This window comes from Salibacter sp., from assembly GCF_031581065.1.
Taxonomy (GTDB): Bacteria; Bacteroidota; Bacteroidia; order Flavobacteriales_G; family Salibacteraceae; genus Salibacter.
The window spans coordinates 54842-73575 of the sequence record NZ_JAVLBN010000008.1 but is presented as its reverse complement, the minus strand read 5'-3'; the positions used below and the strand labels follow the sequence as shown (position 1 = coordinate 73575).

Annotated in this window: 12 protein-coding genes and 1 pseudogene; 10 read left to right on the top strand and 3 right to left on the bottom strand. The window is 39.2% G+C overall.

Going from position 1 to position 18734, the window contains the following annotated elements; all coding sequences use genetic code 11:
• Nucleotides 1–303, top strand: a 303-nt coding sequence (locus RI557_RS03745; protein WP_310682207.1) for a gliding motility-associated C-terminal domain-containing protein, incomplete at its 5' end; no start/stop codon positions are given.
• Here the strand turns inward: RI557_RS03745 and RI557_RS03740 are convergent.
• The gene (locus RI557_RS03740) at nt 304–936 is read right to left on the bottom strand and encodes a hypothetical protein (RefSeq protein WP_310682205.1); all 633 of its coding nucleotides are present in this window, start codon (nt 934–936) and stop codon (nt 304–306) included.
• A gap of 35 nt (nt 937–971) precedes the next feature.
• Between RI557_RS03740 and RI557_RS03735 the strand changes: the two genes are divergently transcribed.
• From RI557_RS03735 to RI557_RS03715, 6 genes and pseudogenes are all read left to right on the top strand, one after another.
• Complete coding sequence (locus tag RI557_RS03735; RefSeq protein WP_310667099.1) at nt 972–2267, top strand: anthranilate synthase component I family protein; 1296 nt, start codon at nt 972–974, stop codon at nt 2265–2267.
• The gene (tilS, locus tag RI557_RS03730; RefSeq protein ID WP_310667101.1) at nt 2260–3597 is read left to right on the top strand and encodes a tRNA lysidine(34) synthetase TilS; all 1338 of its coding nucleotides are present in this window, start codon (nt 2260–2262) and stop codon (nt 3595–3597) included. The genes RI557_RS03735 and tilS overlap by 8 nt, the downstream gene beginning before the upstream one ends.
• Before the next feature lie 28 nt (nt 3598–3625).
• Entirely contained in the window at nt 3626–4306 is a 681-nt protein-coding gene (locus tag RI557_RS03725) for a queuosine precursor transporter (RefSeq protein ID WP_310682209.1), read from the top strand.
• Between the two features lie 82 nt (nt 4307–4388).
• Nucleotides 4389–4829, top strand: a pseudogene (locus RI557_RS11735) (protein-disulfide reductase DsbD domain-containing protein); the annotation flags it as partial.
• Nucleotides 4830–4958: 129 nt separating this feature from the next.
• Nucleotides 4959–6887, top strand: coding sequence for a cytochrome c biogenesis protein CcdA (locus RI557_RS03720; protein WP_409079668.1), 1929 nt, complete (start codon nt 4959–4961; stop codon nt 6885–6887).
• A gap of 95 nt (nt 6888–6982) precedes the next feature.
• The gene (locus tag RI557_RS03715) at nt 6983–7456 is read left to right on the top strand and encodes a hypothetical protein (protein WP_310682194.1); all 474 of its coding nucleotides are present in this window, start codon (nt 6983–6985) and stop codon (nt 7454–7456) included.
• Here the strand turns inward: RI557_RS03715 and RI557_RS03710 are convergent.
• The gene (locus tag RI557_RS03710) at nt 7453–9585 is read right to left on the bottom strand and encodes a S46 family peptidase (protein WP_310667104.1); all 2133 of its coding nucleotides are present in this window, start codon (nt 9583–9585) and stop codon (nt 7453–7455) included. The genes RI557_RS03715 and RI557_RS03710 overlap by 4 nt on opposite strands.
• Before the next feature lie 68 nt (nt 9586–9653).
• Between RI557_RS03710 and RI557_RS03705 the strand changes: the two genes are divergently transcribed.
• The 3 genes from RI557_RS03705 to RI557_RS03695 all read left to right on the top strand — a co-directional run bounded on the left by RI557_RS03705 (nt 9654) and on the right by RI557_RS03695 (nt 13258).
• Nucleotides 9654–10226 (top strand): hypothetical protein, encoded by a 573-nt coding sequence (locus RI557_RS03705; RefSeq protein WP_310667106.1) that lies wholly within the window; start codon nt 9654–9656, stop codon nt 10224–10226.
• Nucleotides 10227–10295: 69 nt separating this feature from the next.
• On the top strand, nt 10296–10784 hold the full coding sequence (locus tag RI557_RS03700; RefSeq protein ID WP_310667107.1) for a T9SS type A sorting domain-containing protein: 489 nt from the start codon (nt 10296–10298) through the stop codon (nt 10782–10784).
• Between the two features lie 2 nt (nt 10785–10786).
• Nucleotides 10787–13258 carry a hypothetical protein gene (locus RI557_RS03695; RefSeq protein WP_310682190.1) on the top strand — a complete coding sequence of 824 codons (2472 nt, stop codon included), beginning with the start codon at nt 10787–10789 and terminating at the stop codon, nt 13256–13258.
• Between the two features lie 847 nt (nt 13259–14105).
• On the opposite strand, the gene RI557_RS03690 is transcribed toward RI557_RS03695, so the two are convergent.
• On the bottom strand, nt 14106–18695 hold the full coding sequence (locus RI557_RS03690) for a gliding motility-associated C-terminal domain-containing protein (RefSeq protein WP_310682188.1): 4590 nt from the start codon (nt 18693–18695) through the stop codon (nt 14106–14108).
• Nucleotides 18696–18734: the final 39 nt, after the last annotated feature.

The window sequence follows — 18734 nt, the reverse complement described above, 5'->3', positions numbered from 1 at the left end:
AACATCACTATTGGTGACACTTCCCTTTCAGAACTCTTGACGCTCGAGTTTCCAACAGTCATAACACCAAATGGAGACGGCATCAACGATTACTTTGAGTTAAAGGGCAACAGTGACCTGGCCTACTGCGCAGAAGTGCAAATTTTCAACCGCTGGGGAAATCTCATTTTTGAAGGAACAGCAAATGAAATCCGCTGGGATGGAAAAAGCTTTTCAGGAGAAGAAGTCCCACCGGGAACTTACTACTTCACAGCAACAGTAGGAAATCAACAAAAAAGGGGTAGTATAACTGTTTTGAAGTAATTATCGCAAAGCAGACACTTCACCGGTATTCAGTTTGATCAATTTTTTAAACGCTGCGTCACCATCCTCAAACTGTTTGGGATCAAAAGGAACCTCAAAATATTTTGTCAAAATACGGTTGATGTGACGTCTGTATCCTATGTCAAAAAACTTAGAAGCATTATCCAGTTCATCAGCACTTTTTGATTTCACGTAAATAGAGCCGTAATCATCGGGTTTGAGGTTTAGGCAGTTTAGGTCCGTATCGTAAATCTCGATTTCTCCGTCATTGAGTAACCGGTAAAAATCTCCGTCAAAAACCCGGAAAGTCGTTTGATCCAGGCCGTTGATAATATTCAGACACCCTTTAACGGTAACGGATTTTATTGAATCTACCGAATATGTTTCTGTCTCTTTTGGCGGAAAAGACTGCGTGTATTGTACATCATTTTCACTGATGAGAACAAAACCATTGAGTTCATCTCCATTTTCAACAACGAGTTGGCCATTATACCAACCCGATATTTTCTGCTCTTCAGTTGAAGAGCTGTACATGTATGGATAATACATGAAAAACGTATTACAATTTTGAGCACCGAGTTTTCCAAATCCTAAAACAACCAAACTGATCAATAAGAATAACTGCTTCATCATAAAACATAAATTTGTCCTTTAAAAATACGAGGTTTTTGAAAAGAAGTCAAGTTGATATTGATGAGCGGCAGGATTTTGCTTTAAAACTCCAAAAATTTGCTGCCGGTCATGAGCATTATTGCTGCCTGGATTCAAATAGTCAGGCAGCGTACACTTATCCTGATGAAACGCGGTTTGGTCACATTATCGCTTTTGAATCGATAGACTTCATCCAGCCAAAAAGTGATGCTTTTGCGGCTCTTAAAGAGTATCGAAATAAACATTCAGATTGGCTTTTTGGTCACTTCAGCTATGACCTCAAAAACGAAGTAGAAAAGCTATCGTCAGATAATCCTCCTTCTTCGGGATTTCCTGAATTGTTTTTTTTCAGACCCAAATGGCTTTTCATTTGCGAAGAAGGGCACTGGCGAGCTGAGGTTTTTGAAGAGCATTTGTCAGAGCTCGATCAGCTATTGAGAGATATCGAATCCGTAGATGTCATGCCAAAGATATTTCCCGATGTTGATTTTGAGCCACAAATTACACATGCGCAGTACATAAAAAGGGTGATGAGACTCAAACATCATATTCAAATTGGGGATATTTACGAAGCTAACTTTTGCCAGAGTTTCGTTTCTCAAAATACTGAAATTGAGCTATCTTCAACTTTCCAGAGACTGCAAAAAATCTCACCAACTCCATTTGCGGCACTTTATGGAGTTAGTGGACAACACCTTATATGTGCCAGTCCGGAGCGGTTCATCGCAAAGCGAAAAAGCACACTCATCTCGCAACCGATCAAGGGGACAGCTAAACGTGGCTCTGACCGTGATGAAGATGAAAAAATAAAAGAGGTATTGCGATCAGATCCCAAGGAGCAATCTGAAAATGTGATGATCGTAGATCTCGTACGGAACGATTTGTCGCGGACTGCAGAAAAAGGCTCTGTACGAGTGGATGAGCTTTTTGGAGTTTATTCTTTTGAAACAGTTCATCAACTTATTTCAACGGTGAAAAGTGAGTTGCGCGATAATGTTGATTTTGTCGATGCACTCAAGTTAGCCTTCCCGATGGGCAGCATGACGGGAGCTCCAAAAGTGAAAGCTATGCAGTTGATCGAAGAACACGAGTCGTTTAAACGAGGTTTGTATTCAGGGAGTGTTGGTTATTTTGATCCACAGGGAAATGCAGATTTTAATGTGGTAATCAGGTCTATTTTGTACAACGCCCCCGAAAAAACTGTTTCCTTTGCTGTAGGTGGTGCCATAACATCACTCTGTGATCCTGAAAAAGAATACGAGGAGAGTCTGCTCAAGGCTCAGGGAATGATTAAAGCACTGAAAAATGGCTGAAAAACTACTCGCTGAAGCGTTTTTAGAATATATCAATGAAGAAAAATTATTCACTCGCAACAATAAACTGTTGGTTGGTGTGAGTGGCGGAATTGATAGTGTTACGCTGTGCGAGTTGCTGCACAGATCCAATATTTCATTTGCTATAGCACACTGTAATTTTGGGTTACGAGGAGGCGAAAGCGATGCTGATGATATTTTTGTTCAGTCCTTAGCTGATAATTACGGAGTTTTACATTTCAGGAAATACTTTGAAACGAAAAAGTATGCTGAAGAAAACGGAGTTTCCATCCAAATGGCGGCTCGTGATTTGCGTTACGAATGGTTTGAAGAAATCAGGTCGAAAGAGCAATTCGACTTTATTGCTGTTGCCACGAATTTGAACGATGATTTGGAAACGATGCTCATCAACTTCACTCGCGGAACGGGGATTAAGGGTCTGACCGGAATAAAACCCAGGAATGGGAAAGTAGTGAGGCCCTTGCTGTTTGCCTATCGCGATCAAATTGAGACGTTTGCCAGGCAGGAAGAAATTAACTGGCGTGAAGATTCTTCAAACCAGAGCACAAAGTACCTGCGAAATGACATCAGGCACAATGTTGTTCCGGTACTAAAAAGAGCTAACCCGTCATTGGAAAACACTTTTCGCGAGAATGTGATTCACTTTAAGCAGGCTGAGGAGTTCATTCAGAACCGAATGGCCGATATCTATGAGCAAATTATCGAACAGCAAAAAGACGGTGTGGCGCTAGACAAAGCGTTTATCGTGAATGATCCTGATGGCCGGTTTATCCTCTTTAGAATTTTGCATCGGTATGCTTTTCATCGCGATCAAACGAATCAAATTTTTGAGCTACTCAATCAGCAGCCCGGCAAGCAGTTTTTCAGCAGTGCTTATGTGCTCACGATAGATAGAGAAAAGATTTTCATTCAACCCAGAGAGAAAGAAGGTCACGTTCAGAACCACCTTGAGCCTGCTGATATGGAAATATCGCGCCCGGTTCCACTCCGCACAAAGGTTCTGACCATGGATGAATTCACAATGGATAAAAGTGTCGATGTAGCTTGCCTCGACTTCGAAAAGCTGAGCTTTCCGCTTACCGTGAGAACGTGGCAGAAGGGCGATTCATTTGTTCCACTTGGGATGAAGGGAAACAAAAAAGTATCTGATTTACTGGTCGATGAAAAAATTCCGCTCAACCAAAAGCAACATGTATCTGTTGTGGTTAGCGGAGATGAAATTGTGTGGGTTGTTGGAATTCGCATCTCTGATAAAGTGAAAGTAAACGAGGAAACGCAAAAGGTTTTCCTGATGGAGTTGATTAGTTAGTTGCTCTTAAACTAGTACTTTGGCAATTATGAAACCCGGTAAAAAACGACAGGCAGATTTCTTTTTTCTGATTTTGGCGGCTCTGTTTGTAGCGGCTCTCGTTACAACCAACCTTATCGCCAATAAGTTTGTCACGGTAGATTTGGGCTTTAATGTCTTCAAAATATCAGCCGGAGTTTTGCCGTATCCTGCAACTTTTCTCATCACTGATATTCTCAGCGAGATCTACGGGAAAAAGAAAACACAAGCTGTTGTATTTTCAGGCTTTTTCGCCTCAATTTTTGTTTTGGGCATTTTGTGGTTGGGGAATCAGTTCCCCTCAATTGCTGGTTCTCCTGTAAATGATGAACAATACGCAACAGTATTTTCAAATAGTTGGAGAGTCATCCTCTCGTCAATGATTGCCTATTTAGCAGCACAATTTGTCGATGTTCGCATTTATCACTTTTGGAAAAAACTCACAAACGGTCGTTTTTTGTGGTTGCGGAACAACGGCTCCACGATAGTTTCTCAACTCACTGATACAACACTTGTTGTCCTTGTGCTTTTTGTGGGTGTAAAGTCTTTTGACAATATCTTTTTGCTGATTCTCGATGGCTGGTTTTTCAAAGTCATTATGGCTGCACTCGATACGCCATTACTCTATGCAGCAGTGTATTTTATCCAGCGCCAATTTGGCCTTGAGCGCAATCAGGAGATACTGGATTAGGGGCTTTCAGTTAAAATGCAGTTAAGCTGACAAATTGATATAGTGAATTCGTTACATTTGAAGTTTTCAAATTGAAATTGATATGCTTAATAAACTGTCAGCTAGTGTGGTTCAGCGCGTTTTAGTGCTTTTATTTGCAATCTCTGCGAGTATTACTCAGGCTCAAATTATGGATCCTGTAGAGTGGTCTTTTCGGTCAGAGCCGGTTGGTAATGGCGAGTTCGATCTCTATTTCGAGTCAACCATCGATGAGGGGTGGCATCTTTACGGGAATGATATTCCTGAAGGTGGTCCAATACCAACAACTTTTATGTTTGAAGAAAGCAGTGGATATGAACTCGTGGGAGACCTGGTTGAGCCATCGAACAAGATTGTCAAAGACGATCCTGTCTTCATGATGGAGTTGACTTATTTTGAAGAAAAAGCAGTTTTTAAACACCGTGTTAAACTGAAAGAAAAGACAGCAAACATCAAAGGAGAATTGGAGTTCATGGTTTGTGATGAAGCTCGGTGTTTGCCTCCAGAGCTCGTTTCATTTGACTTTGATTTGAAGAAAGGCGATTCGCCCGCGAGCAAAGCAGCTAACCAGGCGAAGCAAAAACAGCCTGAAAAAGAAACGGATGACGAAGGATCTGACAGTAATGATGACGGAATTTTAAAACCCATTACCTGGGAATGGGAAATGAAATCGCTGGGTGATAATGAGTTTGAGTTGATCGCTCATGCTAAAATCAAAGAGAACTGGCACCTTTACACGATGGACTTGCCTGAAGGTGATGGCCCGGTAGCTACAGAATTCACTATTCTCGATTCCAATGCTGTTGAGCTGATTGGTGAGCCACAGCAAATTGGTGAAAAAGTCAACGAGTATGATCCTAACTTCATGATGGATCTTTCCTTTTTCAAGAAGGAAGCAACAATCAAGCAGCGAGTGAAATTATTGAAGGAAAAAGCTGATGTTAGAGCCGAGGTTTACTTCATGACTTGCGATGATAAACGATGTTTACCACCTGAAGGAATCGTGAATAAGTTTACACTCGAAGCAACTGCTGAGGTTGAGGAATCTGGTAAAGCGGAAACTTCTTCCGGTTCTGAGGAAAAAGATAAAAGAGGAGAGAAAGAAAAAGATGGCTCGTTATGGGGTATTTTCTTTTTGAGTTTCCTGGGGGGATTTGCAGCTCTGTTAACGCCATGCGTTTTTCCAATGATTCCCATGACAGTAAGCTTTTTCACCAAGCAGAGTAAAACAAGAGCAAAAGGGATTACGAATGCTATTATCTATGCATTATTCATTATTGCCGTTTACACAATTCTTGGTTTTTTAATTACCTGGATATTTGGGGCTGATGCTCTCAATGCTATGTCAACCAATGAGTGGTTCAACCTGATTTTCTTTTTGCTTCTCATAATATTCGCTGTTTCGTTCCTTGGAGCATTTGAAATTACGCTTCCATCATCCTGGGTAAATAAAGCTGATCAAGCTTCAGATCGTGGTGGATTGTTGGGTATATTTTTCATGGCACTGACACTTTCATTGGTTAGTTTTTCCTGTACAGGACCAATTATTGGGACTCTGTTAGTTGACGCAGCTGTTTATGGTGGTGTTAGTGGCCCGCTAGTTGGAATGTTTGGCTTTTCACTTGCGCTTGCTCTACCATTTGCCTTGTTTGCTGCATTTCCGGGCTGGTTAAACTCCATGCCAAAATCTGGTGGGTGGTTGAACTCTGTGAAAGTTGTTCTCGGCTTTTTGGAATTAGGTTTAGCCTTTAAGTTTTTATCAAATGCAGATCTCGTTTTACAATTAGGTATCATAACAAGAGAAGTTTTTATCGCAATTTGGATTGGTGTTTCAACGATGCTCACTCTCTATTTGCTCGGTTTTATCAGATTACCACATGATTCACCAATTGAAAAATTATCAGTTGGAAGAACCTTACTTGGAACGCTGTTTTTAATGTTTACGATTTACTTAATTCCCGGTATGTGGGGAGCGCCATTGAAACTCATCAGTGGATTTCCGCCACCGCAATTCTACAGTGAATCGCCTGAGGGAGTTGGTAAGGAGAGTACAGTAATGCAATCCGTTTCTGATAATGGCGCTATTCCAGAAGGTGCTGATCCAGAGCATTGCCCTCACAACCTCAATTGCTTCCACGACTATGAAACCGGAATGGAGTATGCACAGGAAGTAGGAAAGCCGGTTATGCTTGATTTTACAGGTTGGGCATGTGTGAATTGCAGGAAAATGGAAGAGCAGGTTTGGTCAGATCCAAGAGTGCTCGACCGCTTGAGAAATGATTTTGTCTTGATTTCGCTCTACGTTGATGAGCGTAAAGAACTTCCTGAGGAAGAGCGTTACACTTCAGAAACGACTGGTAAAAAAGTACGAACTGTGGGGAATAAGTGGAGCGATTTCCAGGCCTCAAGGTTTGGCACAAACTCTCAACCATACTATGTTGTGATAGATCATGAAGGCAATCAGTTGATTGAGTCGGCAGCTTATGATCCTGATATTGAGAAATACATCAATTGGCTGGATAAAGGGAAGAAGACTTTTGAGGCTGAAGGTGTTAAAAAATGAAAACATCTTTAAAATTCAGTGGTTTAGGAAAGGCAATGGTTTTTATCGTTGCCTTTTTTTATAAAGTTTGTATTTTAAGAAGCAAATTGAAATAAATGGATTTACTGGAAACAAAAGGAAAATTAGTTAAAGAAGCTATAAAGGAACTCAATGAGTTACATGAAGGGCTCGTTCAAACTGCAGAAATGAAGATGCACTCCGGTGCAATTGATGATGAATCCATCATGCAGGGTTCTTTCGGTAGCGGAGACAGTGGAATGGAAGATATGTCCAAAGAAACCGCTGCGCTCAAAATGCAGGAAGCTGATCAGGTGAAAGAAGATATCAAGGTATACGAACAATATAAGTTTGAAAAGCCACACGAAGTTATTGAGCCGCTCGCTTTAGTGAAAACGAACAAAGGAAACTTCTTCATCACTAAACGCCCGCTGAATAAGATTAAAGTAGATGGTGAATTGTTTTTTATGATTGCTCCCACAGCCCCAATATATGGAGCTATGGAAGGCAAGAAAAAAGGTGATTCATTCAGCTTTAACGGAAATGAATTCAAAATAGAGGAGCTCGCTTAGTTTTTTACGAGCTCCATTTCATCGATTAATCTGTTTGCACCGGCATACTTGTCAACTACAAAAAGCACGTAGCGAATATCGACCATGATGTTTCGGCAAATTTTTGGATCGTACATAATATCGCTCATGGTACTTTCCCAGGTTCTGTCAAAGTTGAGTCCTATTAGCTGGCCTTCACCATTTATTGCCGGGCTACCTGAGTTTCCGCCAGAAGTGTGGTTCTGACCGATAAAACATACGCGTAATTCTCCGTTTTCATCAGCGTATTGGCCAAAGTCTTTATTCGTGATTAAGCTGTGGAGCTTTGAGGGAACATCGTATTCTCTCGATGTGGTATCCATCTTTTCAATGATGCCATCAGTAGTTGTGTAGTAATTGTAGTTGATGCCGTCTTTAGGTTCGTAACCATTGATTTTTCCATACGACAGGCGGAGTGTGAAGTTGGCATCGGGATAGTACTTCTTGTAGTTTGGAAGTAGCGTTTGAAGCGCTTTCATGTAAACTCTGTTCGTAGAGTCGATTGCTTTATTCACCTCAGAATATGGCGGACGCACATTCTTGGAGTATGAATCGAGTAACGATTGAGCGATTTTGAAAGCATCATCTTTCAGTATCTTTTTGCGCTGTTTTGGTGTATAGTTTTCGATGAACTCTGTGAGTTTTTCTTCATCGTCAAACATCGAATTTTTGTAGAGCTTTTCAGCCGGTTTTTTTGTGTCAAAATACTCAACAACGTCAGTTGGTCTAACCGATTTTTCAAGATTATTGAGGTACATCGGCATGAGTTTCGCCATGATTTTTTGATCGGTAGGTTGATGGTAGTCTTTGAAGAAACTTTTAGTGCGTTTGAGCATCTTTTCCTTTAAGGATGTGAGCGCAGAGTCTGAAAGGTTCTCTTCGGTCAGAGCCTGAAATCCATTCGAAAAACGCAACACCTCAGGGCCATAGTAGTAAATTTCGATGAGCATAGCTCTGGCGAAATTGTAAGGTTTGTAAACCTTGTATAGACTGTCATAAACTGTTGGGATATTAGCCCAGTCTTGTTTTCCTGTTTCTTTAGCACGAGTAACAAACTGCTTTTCCAGATTTTTCTTTTTATCGACAGCATTGACGTTTTTGAGTCCGTTCGTTTGGCCTTTCCATTTTTTCCACGCATTGCTAATACTCGATTGTTTGGCAGCATACTGGATGTTGATCTTTTTGTCACTCGCCATTGCATTGCCAATTATTTCGAGAGATGCATCGCGCATTTCAATTCTGGCAGGGTTGAGTTTATTGATCGTGTATTCAACCGCTGTAGCGGGGAGGTATTCGTCAGTGCTTGCAGGAAACCCAAATACCATCGAGAAATCATTTTTCTCATAACCGTTGAGTGAAATGGGGAAGTGATGCTTGGGTTGGTAGGGGACATTGTCTTCGCTGTACTCGGCCGGTTTGTTGTTTTCATCAGCATAGATGCGAAACATCGAAAAGTCTCCGGTGTGTCTGGGCCACATCCAGTTGTCAGAGTCGAAGCCGAATTTACCAATTGATGAAGGAGGAGCACCAACGAGTCTTATGTCTTTAAAAGTTTCTGTGATGAACATGAAGTATTGATTGCCGTGGTAAAATGGTTTTATGTAAGCATCATAATGCGTGTCTTCAGTTGCCTTTTTGTTCAGATCCGAAATGCGATCTTTTATAATTGAGTCGCGTTTAGCTTCGGTAAGAGATGGTGCAATATTGGCGAGCACTTTACTTGAGACATCCTCAATGCGAACGATAAAAGTAGCGGTGAGTCCGGGGTTTGGTAGTTCCTCTTTCTGTGATTGTGCCCAAAAACCATCGGTGAGGTAATCGTTCTCTACGGTAGAGTGGCTTTGGATCTGACCGTAACCGCAGTGATGGTTCGTTAATAATAAGCCATTTGAAGAAATAATTTCACCGGTACAGCCCCCGCCAAATTTTACGACAGCATCTTTCATGCTCGATTGGTTAACGCTGTAAATGTCCTCAGCCGTTAACTTGTAACCCATTGATTGCATTTCGCTTTCGTTGAGTTGTTTGAGTAAAAGAGGAATCCACATTCCTTCTTTTGCGATTACTGTTGAACTGATGATAAAGGCTGTAAAAAGAGTAATGAGTCGCATTGTTATAAATTTTATGAGCGTCAAATTTACAATCAAACTTTCACAAATGACTATCGTAAATTTGCATCATGCATGATATTGAACCGTATTGGCAATGGCGTGAGTACTATACCGCTGAAACTGACAGTGACTCTCCTTTCTTCGAGAGGGAGTACAATGAATTTGAATTTGAGGATAGTGTTTATGATTATTTAATTCATCCTCAATGGGATAACATTGGCTCATCAACACTTTTTATGAAAATCCTCTTCGCTGATTACGATGATGGGTTTGCGATTATAGAATTGATAGGAGAGTGGAACGATTGTCTTTACAATGATGTTATGTACCTCAAACGGAACATTATTGATCACATGCTGGATAAAGGAATCAATAAGTTCATATTAATTGGAGAAAACATTCTCAATTTTCACGCATCAGATGATTGTTACTATGAGGAGTGGTTTGAGGATGTTGAGGAAGGTTGGATTTCTCTATTAAACTTCAGGGATCACTTGCTGCAGGAGTTTGAAGCGTACGGTATTGACTACTATTTTATTATGGGTGGAAGGCTTAGTGATTTGGAATGGCGAACGAAGAATCCTAAAAGTTTATTTAGAGAGGTTAGTAGTATGGTGACAAAAAGAATTTCTTTATCCTGAAAATTTTGTACATTTATTTCTCTATTTTTGTTTTGAACAACATATTGTTGATTTAACCAGCACGTGACTATGAAATATACTTTGACATTTCTTTTGTCGATTTTGCTATCATTTTCCCTTCAATCTCAGGAGGTAATTGGTGTTACCGGGGGGTATGATACTACAGGTACTACTTCAACATCAGTTGCCTGGACGATTGGCGAGCCTATTATTGAAACTTTTGAAAGTCCAAATGTTGAGGTTGCTCTCACACAGGGTTTTCATCAAAGCGGCTTCCAAATTGTATTTGTAGAGGAAAAGCCGGTTAGCAACATCAACACAAAAATTTATCCAAATCCAGCTCTCGGCTATTTTAATATTGAGTTCACTGGAGCACTTCCTGATGAAGCTCAGTACATGATGTATGATTTCACTGGTAAGCTGGTTCGTGAAGGAAGTATTAATAGTCAGATCCAAAGAGTAGATCTTGGAAATCTCGCTAACGCACAATACATATTGAAAATAAAATCTAACAAACTCGACTACGAAAAGACATATCGTCTTCAAAAAATTCAATGATTATGAAACGATTATTACTTGCATTGACCTTAGTTTTATTTACCTCAATTTCATTTGCCCAATCTCCTGAAGCGATAAAGTATCAGGCTGTTGCACGCGATGTTAATGGAGATGTTTACGCGAATACGAATGTTTCGATGCGTATCAGTGTTTTGGAGACCAGTACAACTGGTCCGGCAGTTTATGTTGAAACACATAGCGCAACCTCCAATGATTACGGTTTGATCAATCTCGAAATAGGAACCGGAACACCCGTTACCGGGACTTTTGCAGCAATCGACTGGGGATCTGACCTTCATTATGTGAAAGTTGAAATAGATCCGGCTGGAGGGAACAATTACGAAGTGATGGGAACTTCTCAAATGTTATCAGTACCTTATGCTTTGTACGCAGAAAATGCAGGTAACACTGATGATGCAGATTCAGACCCAACAAATGAGCTTATTACAAATGCTCAATTAAATGGAGCAGGGCTTGAAATTGAGGAAGCCGGTAATGTTCAAACAGTTGATCTATCCTCATTGATCAACGATAATGATGCTAATCCCGGTAATGAGCTTATCAACAATGTAAGCTACCAAAATGATACAATTACAATTACTGAAGCCGGAATCGATCATGTTATCGACTTAACAGGCCTTCAGGATAATGATTCTGATTCAACAAATGAAATTCAGGATTTACAGTTATCAGGGAATATTTTAACGATTACTGATAATAGCTCTGCAACGGCAATTGATTTGTCTCCTTATTTGGATAACACAGATCAACAATCGCTTAGTATTTCAAATACGGGTACTGTATTTACTGTTTCTATTGCAAATGGAAACTCAATTTCGTTTGATGTTGCAGACAATGATAACGATCCAACCAATGAAATTCAATCACTTTCAAAAACAGGTAATCAAATCTCGTTGAGCAATGGTGGTGGTACCGTTACCGATGATGTAGATGATGCGGATAATGATCCGGCAAATGAGTCTTTGACCAATGCAACTCTTAACGCAACTGATTTAGAGATTACCGAATCTGGTAATTTAACAACAGTTGATTTGAGTTCACTTGTAGATGATGCTGATGCCGATCCATCAAATGAATCTGTAACAAATTTTGTGTTAAATGGTAATACGCTAGAATTGACAGAATCAGGGAACTTGAATACAGTGGATTTATCCTCACTCGCTGATGCTGATGCTGATTCAACCAATGAAATTCAGGATTTATCATTAGCCAATGATACATTGACTATTACAAATAACGCATCTGCAACTGATATTTCACTCCTTAACTATAAGCCTGTTTGGGAGGTGAATGGTTCTGATGATAAGTATACATTTGATAGAGTCGGGATTAATACAAGTTCACCTGGATATGCTTTTGATATTTCAGATACAATAGTGTCAAGTAGAAATAGAAGTATGAATATATCAACTGTTTCTACTTCTTCTTCTGGAAGTGGTGCAGCAAACTCACAATCAGCACTATATATAAATATGTCTGGAAGTAATTCCTCTTATTCTGGTATTAAATCAATTTCAAATGGAAATGCAAATAGTAACTTTGGAGGTTTTTTTGATGCTAATAATTCTACTAATAATACAGGTATCTATGTGACATCAGGGTTTGGTGGTGTTCAAGCTACAACATCTTATGGTACATTTACTAAAGCTGGTAATGCTACAAATCTGAATATTGGACTTGTTGGTCAAGCTGATGGAACAGCAGGACTTAATGTTGGAGTAGGAGGTCAAATTAATGGAAATACAGGAGCTGGTTCTAATTACTCCTTTTATGGCTTTGGTGATGAAGCTGGTTCAGGGGACAATTATGGTTTGTATGTTATCGCAGATAATTCAACTGGTACAAATTATGGCGTTTTCGCTGACGCTCCTGGCTCTACAGGCACTAGTTTTGCTGGGTATTTTGCTGGAGATGTTGAAATAACAGGAGATTTAAGTGTAACAGGTAATATCTCTAAGGGAGGCGGAACTTTCAAAATAGATCATCCTGAGGATCCAACAAATAAATATTTAGTACACTCATTTGTTGAGAGTCCGGAGATGATGAATGTTTACAATGGTAATATTGAAACAGATGCTAATGGTTATGCTACTGTTGAGTTACCTGATTATTTTGAGTCAGCAAACAAAGATTTCCGTTACCAGCTTACGGTGATCGGTTCTTTTGCTCAAGCTATTGTGAAAGAGAAAATCGATGACAATAAGTTTGTTATTCAAACAGACCAACCAAACATTGAGGTTAGTTGGCAAGTGACTGGAATTAGAAATGATCCTTATGCTAAAAATAACAGAATAAAACCTGTACAGGAAAAACCTGAAGAACACAGAGGGTCTTATCTACATCCTGATGCTTATGGTGCAGACAAGTCACAGAGTCAACATGAAAAATATGGACCTGATAAGACAATACAGCGCAGTGCTCAGGAACAAATTCAAAAAGACTTGAATAATTGATTGAGCTTAAACTCTTTAATGAATTCAATAGAGGCAGGAAAATCCTGCCTCTATATTTTTAAATTGATAAAAAAATTAACGCTTGTCTTGTGCTATTTCGGTAAATTTTTTTATTATTGCATTACTCCCCTCACGGAAAACCTATTTTTTTAAGTTCAAAGCGCTTTTACAGCGCTTTTTTTATTGAATAATAGTGCCTTCTAATCGCTATTCAGTTTTTATGCTTCTCATTTATTTATTGTTAGGAAGGATATCATCAGATGAGATATACTAATTGTTTTAGATAAAAAAGCCTAGGTAAATAACCGATTATTAGCGTCATTAATGGATAAGAAACGTTTTCTCTGGTTTCGTGGCTATTAGGTTTTAACTTAAAAACTTCTTTAATCCCAAGCTTTCAATCAATTAAAGCCATCATTAATAATTCCTTATCTCAGACTTGATCTCGGGCTTAAATTTCAAAATACATTGATCGAAAGGGAGCAGTATTCTTAAAAGAAAGAGAGATAATCAGAGGTACAAGCTTTCTATTTCTGGATTGAACACAGATGTCGCAAATTTTGCAGATTCAAATAGATGAAAAAGTAGCTTCTCTTTCTCCTCAGCCTTAACCTAGACCCTCGAAACTAAACTGCTTAAACATTATCTATTTAATTAGTCATGATCTTAATAGTATTAATGGAGAGCTTTGGTCTATATTTCACAGTTATGTGCTTAACTTCTGCAAAATGAGAGGTAGGTTCATGTTTTAATCTAGATGCTGCTTGTGACTACCATTATTATTGAAAAAAAGAGCCCAATCAATTATTGACTGAGCTCTCTACTTTTACTACTGAAATAACTATCACTATTTTATCATAATGACTTTTCCTTGTTTTTCTTTTCTCGTTTGAGTTTCATCCAGTGCAGATATGTATGATATTCTCCAAACGTAAGAGTCTTGAGGTAGAGGATTTCCATTCATTGTTCCATCCCATCCTACTCTAATGTCATTTGTTTTAAAGACTACTTCACCCCAACGGTTGTAAATAACCATTGAGTATTCAATCAAGTCTTGACCAGTTTTCGCCATAAACTCATCATTAACACCATCGCCATTTGGAGTGAAGGCATCTGGGACAAATACCTGGTAGCAGTTGTCGAAAATAACTGATATTTCATCTGTAATAGTACCACACTGATTAACAGCTTTAACTCTGTATGTACCGCTGCTTGTTACAGATATAGCTTTTGAATTAATAGTATCTTGCCAATAATATTCAGTATTGGGGAATCCGGTTTGTTGATTGAGTAATTCTACAACCTGACCCTCACAAGCACGTATTTGGTCGCCTAACTCAACAACAGGTTGAAGAGCTCTGTCTAGTAGAATTGTGTCACGTATCCCTTCACAAGTACCATTTATTGCATTTAGTTCAACCCAGTATGAACCTTCATTCGTTACGGTTATCATTCTGGTGTTGGCACCTGTACTCCACGTATAACTATACCCTTCTGATTGAACATTAGGGTTTAGAACTACAGCCTCTCCTTCGCAAATAAAGCCGTCTTCACCAAGATTAGGTTCCACAGTTCCAAAAGGAGTGAAATCAACACTTGCAGAATCTATACAGCCATTATTCGGGTTTGAAACAGTAACCGAGTAAGAACCAAAATCATTTACTTCAATTGTGTCAGTTGTCTCTGATGTGTTCCAGTTGTAGCCATACGCAGGACCAATTAAGGTAGGAGTCGCATCTAAAGTGATCGCAAAGTTGCTATCTTCACAAAGAACTCTATCACCACCTAAATTGATTTGAGGAGATTGCAGGATGTTAATGTCCTTAGTGTCATCGTTTACACAACCATTAATATCAGTAACAGTGACACTATAACTTCCGCCCTGAGTCACTAAAATCGATGAATTTCCTGAACCAGTTGACCAATTATAGTCCTCAAATCCACCTGGGGATAAAACAATATTGAAAGTAACACCAGAGCAAATTGATGTATCAGGCCCTAAGTTAGGTTGTGGTAAAGGGTTTTCTGTGACTCTTATATTGTCATCGTTTGTACATCCGTTAATATCAGTTACAGTTACAGAATATGTACTGTCAGCAGCACCAACTGTAATGTTTTGTGATGTTGCTCCAGTGTTCCATGAATATGATGTAAACTGACCAGGGTCGAGGTTGGTCTGGAAATTATCACCAAAACAGTAAGCAGTATCATTTCCCAGATTAGGTTCTGGCAGAGGAGAAACAACCAGCGTAAAAGTATCACTGTTTACACAACCATTTGTGTCTGTAACTGTGACAGAATAATCAGTACTTGAAGTGTTGTTAATAGTTGAGCTTGAAGAAATATTAATAGATTGTGTGCTCTGATTATTGAAACTCCATTGATAGCTGACAATACTTCCACCAGCCGTACCAGCATTCAATGCCTTAGACTGTCCAGCACAAATTGAGTCACCACCTCCAAGAGATAATGAAGGAATTGGATCTTCAATGACCTGTAGTGTATCAGATCCTATACAGCCAAAACCATCAGTAACTTCAACCCAAACCGTATCATCTTGTTCATTAATATTGTTAACTTGATTAGTTGAGCCATCGTACCATAAGTAACTACTGTAGCCAAAACCAGGATCAACTGGCTGAGAGAATGTTGTATTCTCACAGTAGTATTGGTCAGAACCAATTGAAACGGTTGGTGGGGTTCTGAAAGTAATGTTGATTGTATCAGATGATGTGCAACCTCTTGTATTTGTTACAGTAACAGAGAAGGTGCCTGCTTGTGCAAAAATATTAGCAGTAGTATCACCCGTACTCCAGGAGTATGCTGACTGATTGGCTGGTGCAGAAAGCTGTATGCTGTCTATTAGACAAATCGCAGTATCATTGCCTAAATCAAATTGTTCGCCTGGATCAAAATAAATATTTACAGTATCAGATGATAAGCAACCATTTTGATCAGTAGTTGTAACAGCATAATCGTCAGACTGGCTAACCGTTCTAACTTGGTTAGTTGAAGCATCATCCCATGTATAAGAATTGAAGCCAGCACCAGCATCAAGAACAGATGTTGCTCCAAGACATAAGGTGTCATCTGGTCCAAGATCTACTTGAGTTACATTGAAATATTGAACTTCAGTACTATCACTGTACTGGCACCCTAGAGTGTCAGTTCCAGTAACAGTGTAAACACCTGCAGTATCAGCGAAAATACTTTGAGTAATTTCATTAGTGCTCCAACTGTATGCTGTTAAAACCGAGTCACCAATTATTTCGACAGAGTCTTCTGGGCAAATAACCTCAGTATTTGGAACAATATCTACAATACCTGAACTCGATACTAATATAGAATCACTCTTTTGGCAACCATTAGTATCAATTGCAACCAAAGAGTATTCACCGGGACCATAATTGATACTTGAGCCTGTATCAGGTAATAAGTTCCAATTATAAGTATCGAAACCGGGTGTTGAAGCGTCAATCACAATCGTGTCATAGTAACAGATGAATGTATCATTAGGTAAACTAAATAGGATATCAGGGTTGTGAGCTAAGCTAAAAGTATCTGAATAAGTACAGGAATTGCTGTCAATAGCCGTAATTGAATAATCTCCAGGCGCATAAACTAATATAGAGCTATCACTAGAACTCGTATTCCATGAATAACTATCGAATATGTTTCCCGGCCCGATTTCAACACTATCTTCAGCCACACAAATTGTATCGTCTACAGGTAGTCCAAATGCTAATTGTGTATAGTTTGTAATATTAGCGATATCTGCAGCTGTACATCCTAAGCTATCAGAAATAGTTACCTGGTAATTGTTTCCACCATAACCAAAAATTGTTGGAGTACTTGCGCCTGTATTCCAGGCATAACTATTAAAAGAGCTTGAAAAGGCTCCTAATTCAACAGAGTCATTGTAGCAAATAACTGTATCACTAAGTATAGGGCTAAGTGTTATTAGATCTGATACAACAACAGTAAGAGTGTCTCGATTACCACAACCATTAAAATTGTCAGAAACCACCTCGTACGTAGTGGTTTGACTAGGCTTTGCCCAAAAATCATTCCCTGTGACAGCAGCAGTATCACTAAAGTTGACTCCCGGATTAATAGCTTCTCCTGAAAGAACATTCCAATTAAACTGATTGCCACCTACTACTTCAATAAAAGTAGTGTCATTTTGGGAACAGAGTGTATCCGGGTCACTTGTACTTGTAATAGTTGTTTTAGGCAGGACAGTTAAATCAAACTGTAAAATAGAAAGAGCAGGAACAGGACAGGCGTCATCCTCTAACTGAACTGTAAAACTTTTCATCCCTGCTTGAGTCGTTGGTATATTACCATTTACAGTGATAATGCTTGTATCATCATTTATGACATTGACATTAGAATTAGGGAATACGGCATCAACATTTGTGAATGAAATAACAGAATCTCCTGTTGGTTGACCACCTAAAAGAGAATCAGTAAACATAAGTTGAAAACTAAAAGAGTCACCAGCACAAACCTCCAATGAGTTGGAATCTAATATAGTTGTTTGACTACCTACATTCATGAATCCCGGATCAATCATATATGGTATGGCATTGTTACAGTTTTGTACTACAAACTGAAAGTCTCGAGTTACACAGCCTATAAGTGAGTCTCCACGATATTCACAGACTTCAATAGCAACAACCCAATTCCCTGGAGCATTAGCCATGCTTGCATCAGGAATGAATGATAACTGACCGTTTGTGCTGTTAAAGTTAACAGGAGATGCAGCTCCAAAAGGCTGTGTTGAAGAAAAACCTGCGTTGTAAGTAATAGGGTTTAAGTTATTGCCTAATGGGGTTACTAGGTTGTAAACTAATGAGTCACCGTCTGTCTCAACTACACCGGGATTGAATTCTACATTTTGACCAACGCATACATATGGAATTCCGCTATATGAGAATGTTGGAGAACTATTAGGACAAGGGATGCTATTGTCGAGTGTTGCGACAACTGAGAATTCTTCATTAAGTGAATTAGATATGTTATTTGAAGAATTCCTGTCAGCTACAGAATATGCAAGTTGTAAACTGTCACATCCCGCAGGAAGAGTAATAGTTGCTTGATAGATGTATTCTAACATCCCTGGAAGACCACCACCAGAACAAGAGCTATTGGGTAGAGCTGTTGCACACAATTGAGAAATCTCGCTTGCTGGGCCTATTCGGTTTAATGTTAAAGTTTGATTGAAACCGCAATTAGATGTGATATCAATATCTTCATTATTCCCTAAGGTAGCAGAACCAGAGCAGTCTTCAAATAAACGAAGTGTAATTTGAAATTGATTTGGACCTATACATTGATATTCTATATTACCGCCAGATACGTGAGTAGCCTCTACGGGGTTGTTGACCAGTAAAATAAAAAGGGTTATAAAAGGTGCAAGTAATAATCGTTTCATAATCATCGTGTATCAACTCATTACTTTGGACGCAAAATA